The organism is Alteromonas sp. G4i35 (assembly GCF_054960375.1).
On record NZ_JBHNZD010000018.1, the window covers coordinates 41,225 to 56,559 of the forward strand.

Here is a 15,335-nt window from a genome sequence, read left to right on the forward strand (position 1 = left end):
CTGTTGGGAGTAATAAAATGACTGACAGCCCAATTCCATCGCTATCCGTACGCTCATATACGAAGCAAACGTGCCGCCATAAACACAACTACTTTCAGTTAGTGCTGCCCATCAACGGACATATCTTGATAGAAATCGATAATTTTAGCGGGCGAGTAGGCGTAGGCGAAGGCGTATGCATAGCGCCGAATGAGGTCCATTATTTTAGCGCTAACGAACTGTCAAAATTTATTGTGGCGGACTTGGAGCATGTGCCAGTTAATTTAAATGACAGGTTGCACCCGATATTTCAGGTAACGTCAGCATTACAGGCGTTTTTATCGTTTGTAGAGATTCAAATTAGCCAGTTTGCTGACCAAGGCCATGAAGAAATACTGGCGCTATTTTTAACCTTGCTAGAAACATCCTTGAAAGGATGCAGCATGGATAAGCGAATGACTCCTGTATTAAGCCATATTCATCGCGACCTTGCCCGAGGCTTTACACAGGTGGAGTTAGCACGGATAGCCTGCATGGGAACAACGCAATTCAAAACACGCTTTAAAGAAGCCACCGGGCATAGTTTACGAGATTACCTTGTAAAAGTGAGGATGGAAAAGGCCAAAGCACTACTTAGAAATACCGATACACCAATGTTGGGTATAGCTCAGCTAACAGGGTATGAAGATGTTGCAGCATTCAGTCGCCGGTTCAAAGCGTATTTCGGGCGACCCCCTAAGTTTTTCAAAAGAAAGTGACTGTGATAAGGGCTTACCTCACATGACGGTAAATCGTTGATAGAGACAACTAGTTAATCTCTTCGTCTTTAGGAAGTTTATTGACTCTGGCTTCTATAAAACGTTTGTGGTCGTCCATTTTGGTGCATTCTAAGGTTCCACCAGCAATTCCACTCAATATCGCCAAAGTTTTATTGGTCGTACTGCTACAGTTTACGCGTTTTGAAGGGCGTCGATTTTCATTAGCTTGTATTTGCTGTGTGCTTGGCCCGCTAAGCACAGGACTATTTTTACGCTCTTGAAATGCTTTTGCTGCCTGTTCTGCGTCTTCAGCGACTTTGTCACTGTGATACTTTTCAAAGTAGAGGGCTGCGCCATCTTTTACCGATAGATTCAACGAGCCTGCGCGCCGATTTGCGTCTTTTGATAAAGTGGGCGACGGCAGTGTATTAGTCGGCTTACTTTCAATGGGTACCTGCTGTGTATCGGGCTCAGCATTTTTCTGCTGCTTGGGCGTAGGGCTTTCTACAATTTCATTCTTACTATCAAGTGCTTCAGTCGCTTTGGTTGCGTCAGGCTTCAACTCAATTTCTTGCCTTTTAGGGGAAACATCGATTGGTTTAGTTTCTTGTGGTTTAGCTTGGGCAGAAGGGCGTGGAACGGGGGGATAGTACAGTCTGGCGCTTATCTCCGGCGTTCGCTCCAAAACATTTACTCGTGCTTTTTGGTTGTTGATGCCCATTTGAGAAAGTATGACCACTACGATGACCCCAAACACATGTGCACAGCCCGAAATTAATAGTGGGCGCCACGCCGTTTTCTTTGCAACGGAATGGTGTTCAATGCTGCGCTCAGGCGCAAAGAAAGATGGGGTGATAGTCGTCATAGTAAACAACAGACCATGGGCCCTATCGAATAGTTCCATCCTAATTTCATCGCACTTTTTAGCCCTCTCACCTTACCGCAACCTCATGCCGCTTCAAAATTGGGCAAATTTTTAACAGTGCACCATTAGTGTGCATTATTTTTGTGCGTTCATGAAGCGTTTGCTTGTATGTATTTGATTTATTTGGCTAATCATTTGTGGCATGGCTCTTGGTTTATCTTCCCATAGTTGGAAACACGACCATAAATCACAGAATAACCAAAACAAACTGGGAGCAACTCATGAAACTAGTCACAGCGATCATCAAGCCGTTCAAGCTAGATGATGTTCGTGAAGCCATTTCAGAAATCGGTATCGACGGTTTGACCGTGACCGAAGTGAAGGGCTTTGGACGTCAAAAAGGACACACTGAACTTTACCGCGGAGCGGAATATCAGGTGGATTTTCTACCTAAAGTCAAACTGGAAATTGCTGTTCAGGATGATCAAGTAGAGCGCCTGGTAGAAGCCATCGTTGGCGCTGCCAAAACAGGCAAAATTGGAGACGGCAAGGTGTTTGTTTACGACCTTGAACACGCCGTTCGTATTCGAACTGGTGAGTCGGATAGCGACGCGCTGTAAGCCACAACGATATATTTGCGGAGAAAACCATAATGGAAATCACTTTTGAACTTGGGTATGCGCTAGATACCTTTTATTTTCTAATCTGCGGTGCACTGGTTATGTGGATGGCTGCAGGTTTTGCGATGCTTGAAGCAGGTCTTGTTCGAGCGAAAAACACCACAGAAATTCTAACTAAAAACGTGGCGCTATTCGCTATCGCTTGCACTATGTACATGATTTGCGGTTACGGCATTATGTACGGTGGCGGCGACTGGGGTCCATTCCTAAGCGGTATCATGGCTGATGGCGCAACAGGTGTCGCTGAAGAGCCAGCAACATATGCACCTTCTGCTGACTTCTTCTTCCAAGTAGTATTTGTTGCAACAGCAATGTCTATCGTATCTGGTGCGGTAGCTGAGCGTATGAAGCTTTGGGCATTCCTAGCGTTCGCAGTTGTTATGACGGGCTTCATCTATCCAATGGAAGGTGCTTGGACATGGGGCGGCGAAGCAGTATTCGGTATGTATACGCTTGGCGACCTTGGTTTCTCTGACTTTGCAGGTTCAGGTATTGTTCACATGGCTGGTGCAGCTGCTGCTCTTGCTGGTGTTCTTGTGCTTGGTGCTCGTAAGGGTAAATACACCGCTGACGGTAAAGTAAACGCGATTCCAGGTGCAAACTTACCGCTTGCAACTTTAGGTACATTTATCCTGTGGATGGGTTGGTTTGGCTTCAACGGCGGTTCAGTATTGGCTACTGCAACTGTTGAAAGTGCAAACTCAGTAGCGATTGTATTTATGAACACAAATGCTGCAGCTGCTGGTGGTGCAATTGCTGCACTTATCGTAGCACGCATTCTATTCGGTAAAGCTGACCTAACTATGGTACTTAACGGTGCACTAGCCGGTCTTGTGGCTATTACAGCAGAGCCTTCAACACCTACACCATTACAAGCTACTTTGTTCGGCGGCCTTGGTGGTATTTTAGTAGTGCTTAGCATTGTTGCACTAGACAAGCTTAAGATTGACGATCCAGTGGGCGCAATTTCAGTTCACGGCGTGGTAGGTCTTCTAGGTCTTATCCTTGTACCTTTCACTAACGATGGTTCAAGCATCTCTGGTCAGCTAATTGGTGCAGCGACTATCTTTGTATGGGTATTCGTAGTGAGCCTAGTGGTATGGCTAGTGATTAAAGCGGTTATGGGTGTACGTGTGAGCGAAGAAGAAGAATTCGACGGCGTAGACATGAGCGAATGTGGTCTGGAAGCATACCCAGACTTCACAAGCAGCCGTTCGTAAGAGAGTCTCGATTAGGCAACGAAACAACAATAACAATAATGCCTTATTACTTCGTTTAAGCCCCGCTAATGCGGGGCTTTTTTCGTTTCATGCAATGTGTTTTAAGACCATTATTGAGCTTAGGAAAAGAGCCTAGGCGTAATGTGACAATAACGCTACACTATGAATCGATAAACTAACGCTAGATTTATTATCGGCAACGTTTTAGTAAAAGGACGGTTATGACTGCAAGTGTGCGACTTCTACCTTTGATACTGGCTTTCTTTAGTATCAGCTGTTTGGGCTATGACAGAATAACGGGGCAACCCTTTGCAAGTCGCTCAGAAGTTATTGCAAAGAACGGCATGGCAGCAACAAGCCAACCATTAGCTACGCAAGTGGCATTGGATATTTTAAAACAAGGCGGCAGTGCAGTTGATGCAGCTATTGCAGCCAATGCCATGTTAGGTTTAGTTGAGCCTACAGGCAGCGGTATTGGCGGCGACCTATTTGCCATTGTGTGGGATGCAAAAAAAGAGAAGCTAGTCGGCTTAAACGCTTCTGGCCGTTCACCCAGACAGTTAACCAAAGCGGTGTTTGCCGAGCGTGGTTTGCATCAAATTCCAAAATTTGGTCCGCTACCCGTTTCTGTCCCTGGCGCTGTAGATGGCTGGTTTGCACTACACGAAAAATTTGGCAAGCTGCCCATGTCTGCGCTGCTTACGCCATCTATCAAATATGCCCGTGAGGGGTTTCCTGTTTCAGAAGTCATTGCCTATTACTGGCAGATGAATCAAGAGCGAATTGGTCATTATGACGGCTTCGCAGAGACTTTTCTTATCGACGGGAAAGTACCGCAAAAAGGCGATGTTTTTAAAAACCCTGGCTTAGCCGTGACCTATGAAAAGATTGCAACAGGCGGGCGAGACGCTTTTTATAAGGGCGATATCGCACGCACTATCGATGCTTACATGAAGTCCCAAGGCGGCTTTTTGTCATACCAGGATTTGTCATCGCATACCTCGGAGTGGGTAGAGCCCGTTTCTGCTAATTATCGCGGTTATGATGTGTGGGAACTTCCGCCCAATGGACAAGGCATAGCGGCCCTACAGATCCTTAATGTGCTTGAGCACTATGATATCGAAGGAATGGGGTTTAACTCAGCAGACTACATCCATACCTTTGTTGAAGCCAAGAAGCTCGCCTTTGAAGATCGCGCTAAGTTCTATGCAGATCCAGACTTCAATGATATTCCTGTCGACTGGTTAATTTCGAAAGAGTATGCCGCTAAGCGCCAGAAGCTCATAGATAATGAACGCGCAGCGAATCGCGTTGATGCGGGTATTTATGAAGGGGATACCATTTATCTGACCGTTGCTGATAAAGAGGGCAATATGGTGTCCTTAATTCAAAGTAATTACCGCGGAATGGGCTCAGGCATGACACCTCCAGGGCTAGGTTTTATTCTTCAAAATAGAGGTGAGATGTTTACCCTTGAAGAAGGGCACTTTAATGAATATCGCCCGGGAAAGCGTCCATTTCACACCATTATCCCGGCTTTTGTAACAAGAAACGGTAAGCCAGTGATGAGCTTTGGCGTGATGGGCGGTGGAACTCAGCCTCAAATGCATGCGCAAATTATTGTAAACATTCTCGACTTCGGAATGAATTTGCAGGAAGCGGGGGATGCTCCACGCATACTGCACAGTGGGTCGAGTAGCCCAACGGGCGCGTTGATGACTGATGGTGGCTATGTGAGCTTAGAATCGGGGTTCAGTGAAACCGTTCAGCGAGAACTCATGGAGCGGGGGCATAAGCTTCAACGCGTGGTAGGCGCGTTCGGTGGCTATCAGGCCATCGCTTGGGACGAGCAGAAAGGTGTCTATTTTGGCGCTTCAGAAACGCGAAAAGATGGACAAGCCGCGGGCTATTAAGCACACTAGTGTAAATAATAGGCGGCGGAGTTAATTTGTTCCCCGTTTGCTGCTTCGCTTTAAAGGGTTTCAAAGTTTGAAGCAGCCGCTACACTTTACGATAAGGTTCGCACAACAAAGCGCGGCGAATGATCGCCAGCAGCGAAACGTCAGAACAAGGCGTTAATAACAACAAGAGCGGCAATGACACAACCACAAAAAGGCCTCTGCGCTGAGCCAAATTTACATGCACAGTATTTACTACTGAACGTCATTGATGACGATAGCCAAGCCGTACGCGCCAAACTATCTCGCGTGCTGGATATATTCGAGCATTTTGAGAATGAGCACTACGAAGCCATGGTAACCGGGGTTGTCGCTATTGGCACCGGTTACTGGGCTGAGGTATACCCCGGTTTGATACCTGTTGAGCTTGCCCCTTTTCCTGATATGCAGTGTGACGATAGAAGTGCCCCCACCATGCCTTGCGATCTCTTCATTCAAATTCGCGCTGATAGGCTGGATATTTGCCATGCGGTTGGCATTGAAGTGATGGATTTGTTGCGTATTCATGTAGAACTGGTGGAGCAGATAAGAGGGTTTAGGTACTTAGATGGCCGTGACCTCAATGGTTTTCTTTATGGCGCAGATAATCCACGTGGAATGAAGCGCAGACAAGTCGGGATTATTGGCGAAGATGACCCTGACTTTAGCGGTGGCAGCTATGTTCACATACAACGCTATCGCCATGATTTAAGGCGTTGGAATAGTCTTTCAAGCCGTCAGCAAGAACAAGTGATGGGCACCACGCAAGAGCACAATTTGGTAAGTAGCGAACAGTCTGAATCTTCGCACTGTGTTAGGGCAAGCACTGTTGCGCCCGATGGCGACGAACCAAGGCTAATTAAGCAAGGCATGCCATACGGTGATATGGCCTCTCAAGGCTTATTCTTTGTAAGCTGTAGTGCCAGTGCGCGGCCATTTAAACAGATGCTCCACAGCCAAATATACGGCAACGGTGAAGGCGATTATGACAGATGGCTGGACTTTACCAGTGCTGAAACAGGTGCTGCGTTTTTCGCGCCATCCATTAATTTTATTCGCCAGCAGGCTAAGTTATCTGAGTCCTAAATTTAACCGTCGCTTATGGCCATTGGGATTAGTAGACTAGCGCACCATCCCAATCCTCCTTAAAATCGACGCTTTTGTAAATTCGACAAACATCTATGTGATGATGCGCTAGCGAATCGTTTGGGCTCATAGCGACAGCGTTCTCAAAAAAAGAAATGGCCTCGTCCCATTGCTGATTTATACGGCAGGCGATACCTGCGGCAATCTTGGTCTGAACCGCTAACTTCTTTTCCTGCTCACTCTCTGAAAGGTGGCTTAACACCTCGTATATTTCAATTGGCGCTTTTCGTCCTTTCACTCTTACCCAGTCAAGCAAGCGGGTTTTAATTGGGAAGCCAGACCCTATGGTCTGAAGAACTTGGGCACTGACGATAATATCCGCCTCGTATTTGGGGGTTAAAGCTTCTAAGCGAGAAGCAATGTTTACGCTATCGCCAATGACGGTGGTATCCATTCTATCTTCTGAACCCACCGTACCCATAATAACAGGGCCAAAGTGAATACCTATTCCCATATTAATTGGTTCGTAGTTACTGTTCTTTCTATGGCCGTTATATATTGTCAGGGCTTTGCGTAAGTCGAGCGCAGCATTAACCGCATCCATAGCTTTTTGTTGTGAAGAGCCTTCGCGATGATCGAACAGCGCCATAATGGCGTCGCCCATGAACTTATCAATAAAACCGTGGTTTTGATGAATAGGATCGTTCATTCTGGTGAAATAAGAATTAAGAAAGTTCATCAACTCTTGTGGCGTAATACGTTCAGAAAAACCAGTAAAGCCTCTGATATCGCAAAACATAATCGCAACGTCGTTTTCTGCCGCATAGCCAAGACCCAGCGCGTCTACGTCAGAATTCGACATGTGCTCCACAAACTGCTTTGGAATGAATTTTTGAAAGGTTTGTGTAAGCCTTTGGGCCTCATCGGCAGCTGTGTGAAAGTGCGTTTCGTCGTCGTTTTTTGCGACAGTGGTGGAGACATGACGCCCACGTTTAAATTGGCTAGCTCTGTATGAAAACCGACGGCTGCGCCTTACGTGCAAAATTGTGATAGCGACACTGTAGAGAAAAAGCGCGCAAATAGCGCCAAACTGCCAATCCATTGATAACACCACACCTATAAACTGCTTTTAAATGAAGGCTAATAATCTAGCCCGCGAGGAATTCAAGCGTTACGTATGAGAGAAGCAATGAAGAAGAGGCACTAACACGCCACGGTGGGCGTATTAGTGCAAAAATTACCAGAAAGGAATTAACTTAAAGCGTTGAGAACACTTTATCTGCTGCAGCAAGGGTTTGCTCAATGACTGCAGCGTCATGCGCTTTAGAAACAAAGCCCGCTTCATAAGATGCAGGTGCTAAGTAAACGCCTTGCTCTAGCATACCGTGGTAGAACTTGTTGAATTGCTCGGTATTACAGTTAATTGCTTGCTTGTAGTTCGTGACTTTCTCTACGTCAGTAAAGAATATCCCAAACATACTGCCGGCAATATTAGTAGTTAGACTAATATTGTGTTTGTCAGCAAGGGCTTGGAAACCATCCACTAGCGTTTGCGTATTTTCGAAAATTGAATCGTAAAGTCCAGGCTGCTTTATTTGCGTTAAAGCAGCAAGACCTGCAGCCATTGCTACCGGGTTACCAGAAAGCGTACCCGCTTGGTAAATTGGCCCTGTCGGTGCTATGTGAGTAATAATGTCACGACGGCCACCAAAACAGCCCACTGGCATGCCGCCGCCAATGACTTTACCCAAGCAAGTCAGGTCTGGTTTGATGTTGTAACGCTCTTGCGCCCCGCCGCGAGATACGCGGAAGCCTGTCATTACTTCATCAAAAATCAATACGCTGCCATATTGGTCACAAATAGCGCGAAGTCCTTCAAGGAAGCCTTCCACAGGAGGGATACAGTTCATGTTACCTGCGACAGGTTCAACGATAATGCACGCAATATCATCGCCATGGGCTTCGAAGATTTCTTTTACGCTGTCTAGGTTGTTGTATTCAACGGTAAGCGTATGCTCAGCAACATTTGCTGGAACACCTGGTGAACTTGGTACACCAAGGGTTAGCGCCCCTGAGCCCGCTTTCACTAGCAGTGAGTCGGCGTGCCCGTGATAGCAGCCTTCAAACTTAACAATTTTGTTTCTGCTCGTGTAGCCGCGAGCCAGGCGAATAGCTGACATAGTGGCCTCTGTACCCGAGTTCACCATGCGTACCATTTCCATAGATGGAACCAGTTCGCTAACCAACTCAGCCATGATCACTTCAGCTTCGGTAGGTGCACCGAAAGATAGGCCGTTATACGACGCTTCAATAACCGCTTCGCGAATTTGGGCGTTATTGTGACCTAGAACCATAGGGCCCCAAGACTGAATATAGTCAATATATTGCTTACCATCCGCATCCCACATGTAAGCGCCATCAGCTTTCGTGATGAAGCGAGGTGTACCGCCTACCGCTTTAAAAGCGCGAACGGGTGAATTTACGCCACCAGGAATGGTTTTTTGGGCGCGGGTAAATAGGGCTTCAGATTTTTGCATGTAATTACTTACTCTTATTGCTGTACCAAACAACGTCACGCTCGTACTTAGTGAGAAGGTTTTCTACACCCAGAGTAAGCGCAAACAATGCCATTCTTACAAGTACACCATTGTCGGTTTGTCTAAAAATGGCGAGGTTTGGATTAAGGTTTAGATCGTTATCTAATTCGTTGGCTTCCATACGTGAATCTCGTGGAAGTGGATGCATGATAACGGTCTTCGACTGAAAGTGTTTCGTGTAAATCGACTGATTAAGGCGGAACTTACCTCGGTATTTGTTGGCTTCTTCTTGAGAAGGAAAGCGCTCTTCCTGAATGCGTGTTTGATAGCATATGTCCGCATCCATATTCCCTTCAAGGGTATCGGTAATCGTAAGCTGGTGCCCCGCATTTTCGATGGCGTCTATGATGGGCTGAGGCATGGCCAGCTCTTTTGGCGAAATGAGCGTAAAGCGAATGTTTTTAAACAAACATAACAAGCGAGATAAAGAGTGTACTGTTCGGCCGTAACGCAAATCACCAATCATGGCGATGTGTAAGCCGTCAATGCCGTGACCATTGTATTCCAGTTCACGTTTAATCGTGAACAAGTCCAACAGTGCTTGGGTTGGGTGTTCGTTTGCACCATCACCACCGTTAATAACAGGTACACGACTACCTTCGGCAAATTCTGCCACTGAACCCGCCGCAGGATGTCGCATTGCAATAATGTCGGAATAGCCGCTCAGCACACGGGCTGTGTCGTACAATGACTCACCTTTAGCCAGCGCAGAGCTCGACATGCCGGTGGTTTCTCTAACTTCACCACCTAAAAGGTTGAATGCGGTACCAAAGCTAACTCGCGTACGGGTACTTGGCTCAAAGAAAAGATTACCGAGAATGGCGCCATCTAGCACGGTTGTGCGCTTTTGTCGTTTGGCATAGGGTTGCATGGAATTGGCAACTGAGAACACTTTCTCAATGGCCTCGCGATCGAATTGATTAACCGAAAGAATGTGGTTACCGGTAAAGTCAGACATGCGCTTCTCAATCATCAACGAAAACGGCGCTAGTTTATAATACCGCTGGGGCTAAGTCATTAGCGCAACGTTAATCTTGCCTTACGTTTTTCTCAGTTTGGCGTTTTATTGAAAAGGGCTTTCCACAAATCAAAACACAAGTGTGCATGTGCGCATATGTCGACTAATTGTGTTGCTGAGTATAGTGGGTAAAGAGTAAAAGGATTTTTTCAGCTGCGCTATTTACGTGGGCTGTAATCGCTTCGTCTTGAAGCGGAGACTGTATGCCGCACAGCATCATGGTGTGATATTCCCCCTTAAGCAGGGCGCAATAATCTACTGCCAGCTGTTGGGCGATATCACGGCTTAAGCTACCTTCTCCGAACTTCTCTATGACATCACTCAATGTAGATAGGGAAGCTTCTGGGCCAGCCTGATAAAAAAGTGTTGCCACATGAGGGCTATTTACCGCTTCAGCTATAATTACTCGAAAGATAGCAATGGCTTCAGGATCTTGTAAAAGTCGCACAAACTGACAGCCAACTTTTCGTAAACATTCTAATAGTGAGAGTGAACCTGAAGTGGCGTCGATAAGTTGCTGGGTGTCGAGTTGGTATGATCTGCATTTCGATGAGATTGCCGCTTTAAAGAGAGCATCTTTTCCTTCGAAATGAGAATAGACCGTTTGTTTAGACACACCAGAGGCTTTAGCCACAGTGTCCATAGATGTGTTGGCAAAGCCCTCTTTTAAGAACAGGCAAGACGCTGCATGCAATATAAGATGGTATTTCTCTTCGCTTTTAGGTCGGCCTTGCTTTCGAGTGGTAGCCACGTTCGTTCTCACTTTATTGACGAATATTTAAATATCAAACTGGACGGTCTAGTATTTATATACTAGCATAGCACAATAAGTATGCAAATATAGCCCAGAGCAAACGCTAAACTGGTTAAAGGAAATGTTATGACTGCTGCAACGACGCCTTCTAAAAGTGGCAAACTCTCACTTATTATCGCTATTGCCGTTTTTACTGCAGCGTTGGTCATTCTTTTGATGACAGCAGGTCTTGGCAATGCGACACAAACGCCAGAGGCAAGAGTTCCCGTTGCAGTGTCCACTGGAACAGTCAAAATTCAATCGGGCTTTGAAACTCCAATCAATGTTTTTGGGCTTATCGAATCCCCACGGGCCACTTCGCTTTCATTCGATATGGCAGGGCAAGTCAATACATTACTTGTTGAAGAGGGCGATGTAGTAAGCAAGGGAGATGTTCTAGCCCGTCAAGATATTCAGCGTCTCAATGCCAGAAAACGTGAGCTTCAAGCCTCACTTGAGCGTGCAAACGCCGATCTTGAACTTGCTAGAGTAAACAGCGAAAGAACCACGTCGTTGGTTGAGAAAAAGCTAGAATCAGCACAGCGACTAGACGAAACTAAGGCAAGTCTCAATGTCGCTAAGGCCCAAGTTAGTGAAATGCAGGCCGCCCTTGAATCACTGAATGTAGAAATAGAAAAAACGACCCTTATTTCTCCCTTCGATGGCGTAGTCAATCGACGCTTTTTTGATGAAGGCAGTGTAGTTAGCGCTGGAACTCCCGTGTTTGGAATTACGGGCATAGAAAATTATCAGGCTCGTTTCGCGGTACCTGCCGATGTTGTGGATCAGTTTGACCTTAATGAGCCGGTGCTGGTTAGCGTCGGGGACATTGATGTGGCGGGAACTGTTACGCAACGCTTACCTGTTCGCAACGTGCAAACGCGAACCATTGATATTTTAGTGACATTAAATAGTAATGAGCGGGTACGCCCCGGTGACATGGCCATTTTGTCTGGATTTCGTTCTCACTCTGAGACAGGAAGTTGGCTGCCGGTTAACGCGCTAAGCAATGGCTTGCGTGGTTTGTGGCGCGTATTTGTTTTATCAAACGAGCAAAACGCCACTCTTGAAGCCCGCGTAGTGGAAGTTGTATACACCGACGGAAACAACGCGTTTGTGCGCGGAGCGCTAAAAGATGGAGAGGTTTATGTAAGCGAAGGTACACACAAACTCGCACCTGGCCAAATGGTATCCATCCCAAGTCAACACCAAGCTGGGGCACGCTAATGAAGTCATTTAACTTCGGCTCAGATAAATCTTATCCGTGGTATACCTTATTTTACCGACGAGGGCACTTACTTATACTGAGCCTACTGGTGCTGATAACCGCTGGTTTATCAGCGTTAGGTTCTCTGCCGCGTATTGAGGACCCGCGAATAGATACGCGAAACGCACTCGTCATCACTCAGTACCCAGGCGCGTCGGCGGAACGGGTAGAGGCTTTGGTTAGTGATGTGCTTGAAGACAGGCTTAGAGAGATATTTGAAATAAAGGAAGTGAAGTCCACGTCGCGTGCTGGTATCTCCATTATCCTAATAGAAACGCAAGACTGGATAAATAATTCCACTAACGAACAGCTATTTAGCGAAATTCGCGACGCCATTGGCGCTGCCGCTGAGTTATTCCCTGAAGGTGCAATGGCACCAGTTTTCGATGAAAAGCGCGGCGCGACTGCGTTTACTTTATTGCTATCTGTGCGTGCGGACCACTTTGAAAATACCCCTATTACACTCACCGCGCGTTTGGCCCAAGAACTTACAGACAGGCTGCGAAACGTTAACGGCACTGAGCTTGTGCGTGTATACGGCGCGCCACAGGAAGAGATTAGCGTCAATATCGACCCTATTAAACTTGCCGCAACGGGTCTTACCTTACAGCAAGTAAGCAATTTAATAAGCCGCGCCGACCCCAAATTACCTGCGGGTATGCTTAACTCCCAGCAAAGTAATTTGCGCTTTACAGTGGGAGAGGGCTTAAATGGCGTGAACATGATTGCTTCAATTCCCTTAGTTAACGAGCAAGGCCGCTACTTACGGGTAGAAGACGTCGCTACAGTGGAGCGCAGTTTCACTACCCCTCGCAACGAAGTGGCATTTCTAAATGGTGAAGAGTCTATCTTTGTGGCAGCGCGTATGCAGCCCTCACTGCGTTCTGATGTATGGACAGAAAATGCATTAGCAGTAGTGGAACAGTTCAATAAAGACTTCAGCGGAACCTTAACCGCGACTGTTGCATTTGAGCAAAACGAATATACCGCTACTCGCCTTGCTGACTTATCGATGAACCTGCTTATGGGCTGCGCCGTGGTCATGATGGTTATTCTACTTTTCATGGGGTTTCGTGCTGCGTGGATTGTGGGCCTGGCACTTCCCTTATGCGCCGCTTTTGCCTTGTTCTCTTTAAGTTTTTACGACGAGCAAATTCACCAAATGTCTATCTTTGGCATGATCATCGCCATTGGTTTACTAATCGATAACGCCATTGTTATTACCGATGAAATTCGCATTAATTTACAAGATCCTAATTTAACGCGAGTAGGCGCTATGGCGAAAAGCGTCTCTCATCTATTTGTGCCGCTTTTGGCTTCAACGCTCACGACCATTTTAGGCTTTATGCCGATTTTTCTTTTAGACGGCAACATTGGTGACTTTGTTGGCCCGATTGCCATTAGCGTGGTGATGGCGCTTATTGGCTCGCTGTTTATCTCTTTAACTATCATTGCAGCCCTCGCTGCCCGATTTTTGCCAAAGCACGACAACAGTTCGCAACATGAAACAGCATCGAAGGCGTGGTGGAAAGTGGGATTACAAGCGCCAGAGCTCAGTCTGGCTTTCAAAAAACAATTGGGTAGATGGATAAAGCAGCCGATTTTGGTGTTACCGATTATTGCTTTGCTTTGTTTATCTGGCTTTGTACTGTCTAAAAGCTTAGCCAATGTGTTTTTCCCAAGTGCAGACAGAGATCAGTTCGAAGTGTACCTGTGGACCAAAGAAGGCAGTAGCATCGACAACACCACAAACTACGTTAAAAAAGTCGATAGCGCCATACGCAGCGAGCAAGGCGTGAAACAAGTAAGCTGGTTAGTCGGGGGCTCTGCCCCATCGGTGTACTATAACCAGACGATGACCCGTGACAACATGCCTTACTTTGCAAATGCTGTGGTGTCGACAGATACAGTGGATGACGCCGTTGCGCTAGTGGGCAAGCTACAACAAGAGCTTGATAGCGCGTATCCAGAAGTACAAATTGTAGTGCGAGCCTTTGGGCAGGGTCCGCCTATTGCGGCGCCTGTTGAGGTAGAGATTTTCGGCCCTGATCTGAATGTGTTGAACGACCTAGGCGACAAAGTACGCATGTTAATGTCTGAAGTCGACGGCATTTCTCAGTCAATAACCAGCGTCTCAATGGGAGAGCCCGAGCTTAAAATAAATGCAGACAGCGATAACTTGTCTTACTTGGGACTTACGCTTTCCGAGCTTGCCAATCAAATGCAGATAAACTTTTCAGGTATTACCGGTGGTTCTGTGTTGGAAAGCACAGAAGAAATTCCTGTACGCGTAAGGCTAGACGAGGCGTATAGACAAAATGTAACGGGCGTAGACGCCATGCCAATTCCGGTTGCAGGAGACAATGCTATTTCTTGGTCGCCACTTGCTGCCGTAACAAACTTAACGCTTCAGCCTGCAACCAGCAGTATTACGCGCCTTGATGGCGAAAGGCTAAATCGTATTCAGGCGTTTTTGCTTCCTGGTGTCCCGGCCATTGATGCAAGTAATCATTTGCGAGATCTTCTCGAAAGTCGATTAATTCTTCCCGAAGGATATCGTATTCATTTAGCGGGAGACGCTGATGAACAGCAGCAAGCATTAGGTAAATTAGCGACCTATGCGCCGGTGCTGTTGGTTCTTATGGTAACTACGCTCATTCTGACTTTTACCAGCTTGCGCATGGCGGGTGTAATCGGATTAGTGGCAATACTTTCTGTAGGGCTGGGTATGTTCAGTCTTTGGATATCTGGATTGCCGGTTGGGTTTAATCCGCTGCTAGGTTGTGCAGGCCTTATTGGCGTAGCAATCAACGGATCGATAGTGGTCATTGCCGCTATCAACGCGAACCCCAAAGCAAAGCAGGGAGACACGAAAGCCATTGTTGAAGAAACCATGAGCTGTAGCCGCCATATTTTATCGACTACTTTCACAACGGTAGGTGGATTGATTCCTTTGCTATTGTTCAGTGAAGGTAGCTTTTGGCCGCCGTTGGCCGTGGTGCTGGCTGGTGGAGTAGGATTCTCGGTAATCTTGTCGTTAGTCTTTACGCCAACTATAGTGGCTGCTTTTCAACGATACCGTTATAGAAATCACACATTGGCATAATTTTACGGTTAAACTATCCCTTTTTAACC

Annotated in this window: 12 protein-coding genes; 7 read left to right on the forward strand and 5 right to left on the reverse strand. The window is 46.6% G+C overall.

Annotated features, from left to right (window positions below; genetic code table 11):
- The first annotated feature begins 17 nt into the window (after window positions 1-17).
- On the forward strand, window positions 18-737 hold the full coding sequence (locus tag ACFI6L_RS12915) for an AraC family transcriptional regulator (protein WP_278346949.1): 720 nt from the start codon (window positions 18-20) through the stop codon (window positions 735-737).
- 49 nt (window positions 738-786) lie between these two features.
- Here the strand turns inward: ACFI6L_RS12915 and ACFI6L_RS12920 are convergent, their stop codons facing one another.
- Window positions 787-1,641, reverse strand: coding sequence for a hypothetical protein (locus ACFI6L_RS12920; RefSeq protein ID WP_278346948.1), 855 nt, complete (start codon window positions 1,639-1,641; stop codon window positions 787-789).
- A gap of 242 nt (window positions 1,642-1,883) precedes the next feature.
- Between ACFI6L_RS12920 and glnK the strand changes: the two genes are divergently transcribed.
- The 4 genes from glnK to ACFI6L_RS12940 all read left to right on the forward strand — a co-directional run bounded on the left by glnK (window position 1,884) and on the right by ACFI6L_RS12940 (window position 6,525).
- On the forward strand, window positions 1,884-2,222 hold the full coding sequence (gene glnK, locus ACFI6L_RS12925) for a P-II family nitrogen regulator (protein WP_012516988.1): 339 nt from the start codon (window positions 1,884-1,886) through the stop codon (window positions 2,220-2,222).
- Between the two features lie 32 nt (window positions 2,223-2,254).
- Window positions 2,255-3,502 carry an ammonium transporter gene (locus ACFI6L_RS12930; RefSeq protein ID WP_014948004.1) on the forward strand — a complete coding sequence of 416 codons (1,248 nt, stop codon included), beginning with the start codon at window positions 2,255-2,257 and terminating at the stop codon, window positions 3,500-3,502.
- A 221-nt stretch (window positions 3,503-3,723) separates the two neighbouring features.
- The gene (gene ggt, locus ACFI6L_RS12935; RefSeq protein WP_168532937.1) at window positions 3,724-5,415 is read left to right on the forward strand and encodes a gamma-glutamyltransferase; all 1,692 of its coding nucleotides are present in this window, start codon (window positions 3,724-3,726) and stop codon (window positions 5,413-5,415) included.
- Window positions 5,416-5,598: 183 nt separating this feature from the next.
- Complete coding sequence (locus ACFI6L_RS12940) at window positions 5,599-6,525, forward strand: Dyp-type peroxidase (RefSeq protein WP_014948006.1); 927 nt, start codon at window positions 5,599-5,601, stop codon at window positions 6,523-6,525.
- A gap of 28 nt (window positions 6,526-6,553) precedes the next feature.
- Here ACFI6L_RS12940 and ACFI6L_RS12945 read toward each other — a convergent pair whose 3' ends face one another.
- The 4 genes from ACFI6L_RS12945 to ACFI6L_RS12960 all read right to left on the reverse strand — a co-directional run bounded on the left by ACFI6L_RS12945 (window position 6,554) and on the right by ACFI6L_RS12960 (window position 10,891).
- Window positions 6,554-7,627, reverse strand: a complete 1,074-nt coding sequence (locus ACFI6L_RS12945; RefSeq protein WP_282765860.1) for an adenylate/guanylate cyclase domain-containing protein — start codon at window positions 7,625-7,627, stop codon at window positions 6,554-6,556.
- Between the two features lie 154 nt (window positions 7,628-7,781).
- Window positions 7,782-9,062, reverse strand: coding sequence for a glutamate-1-semialdehyde 2,1-aminomutase (hemL, locus tag ACFI6L_RS12950; RefSeq protein WP_014948008.1), 1,281 nt, complete (start codon window positions 9,060-9,062; stop codon window positions 7,782-7,784).
- Window positions 9,063-9,066: 4 nt separating this feature from the next.
- Window positions 9,067-10,080: an aspartate carbamoyltransferase gene (locus tag ACFI6L_RS12955; RefSeq protein WP_014948009.1), complete on the reverse strand. Its 1,014-nt coding sequence runs from the start codon at window positions 10,078-10,080 to the stop codon at window positions 9,067-9,069.
- Window positions 10,081-10,243: 163 nt separating this feature from the next.
- Window positions 10,244-10,891, reverse strand: a complete 648-nt coding sequence (locus tag ACFI6L_RS12960; RefSeq protein WP_014975467.1) for a TetR/AcrR family transcriptional regulator — start codon at window positions 10,889-10,891, stop codon at window positions 10,244-10,246.
- Window positions 10,892-11,020: 129 nt separating this feature from the next.
- Between ACFI6L_RS12960 and ACFI6L_RS12965 the strand changes: the two genes are divergently transcribed.
- Both ACFI6L_RS12965 and ACFI6L_RS12970 read left to right on the forward strand, forming a co-directional pair.
- Entirely contained in the window at window positions 11,021-12,160 is a 1,140-nt protein-coding gene (locus ACFI6L_RS12965; protein WP_014975468.1) for an efflux RND transporter periplasmic adaptor subunit, read from the forward strand.
- A complete protein-coding gene (locus ACFI6L_RS12970; RefSeq protein ID WP_427270467.1) occupies window positions 12,160-15,306 on the forward strand; it encodes an efflux RND transporter permease subunit in 3,147 nt (1,048 codons plus the stop codon). The genes ACFI6L_RS12965 and ACFI6L_RS12970 overlap by 1 nt, the downstream gene beginning before the upstream one ends.
- The last annotated feature ends 29 nt before the right edge of the window (window positions 15,307-15,335 follow it).

Bases quoted from the DNA above. Each gene is read 5' to 3' on its own strand.
- ACFI6L_RS12930 (WP_014948004.1), top strand. From the start codon at position 2,255: ATGGAAATCACTTTTGAACTTGGGTATGCGCTAGATACCTTTTATTTT.
- ACFI6L_RS12920 (WP_278346948.1), bottom strand. From the start codon at position 1,641: ATGGAACTATTCGATAGGGCCCATGGTCTGTTGTTTACTATGACGACT.
- ggt (WP_168532937.1), top strand. From the start codon at position 3,724: ATGACTGCAAGTGTGCGACTTCTACCTTTGATACTGGCTTTCTTTAGT.
- ACFI6L_RS12915 (WP_278346949.1), top strand. From the start codon at position 18: ATGACTGACAGCCCAATTCCATCGCTATCCGTACGCTCATATACGAAG.
- ACFI6L_RS12955 (WP_014948009.1), bottom strand. From the start codon at position 10,080: ATGTCTGACTTTACCGGTAACCACATTCTTTCGGTTAATCAATTCGAT.
- ACFI6L_RS12965 (WP_014975468.1), top strand. From the start codon at position 11,021: ATGACTGCTGCAACGACGCCTTCTAAAAGTGGCAAACTCTCACTTATT.
- ACFI6L_RS12940 (WP_014948006.1), top strand. From the start codon at position 5,599: ATGACACAACCACAAAAAGGCCTCTGCGCTGAGCCAAATTTACATGCA.
- ACFI6L_RS12970 (WP_427270467.1), top strand. From the start codon at position 12,160: ATGAAGTCATTTAACTTCGGCTCAGATAAATCTTATCCGTGGTATACC.
- hemL (WP_014948008.1), bottom strand. From the start codon at position 9,062: ATGCAAAAATCTGAAGCCCTATTTACCCGCGCCCAAAAAACCATTCCT.
- ACFI6L_RS12945 (WP_282765860.1), bottom strand. From the start codon at position 7,627: ATGGATTGGCAGTTTGGCGCTATTTGCGCGCTTTTTCTCTACAGTGTC.
- glnK (WP_012516988.1), top strand. From the start codon at position 1,884: ATGAAACTAGTCACAGCGATCATCAAGCCGTTCAAGCTAGATGATGTT.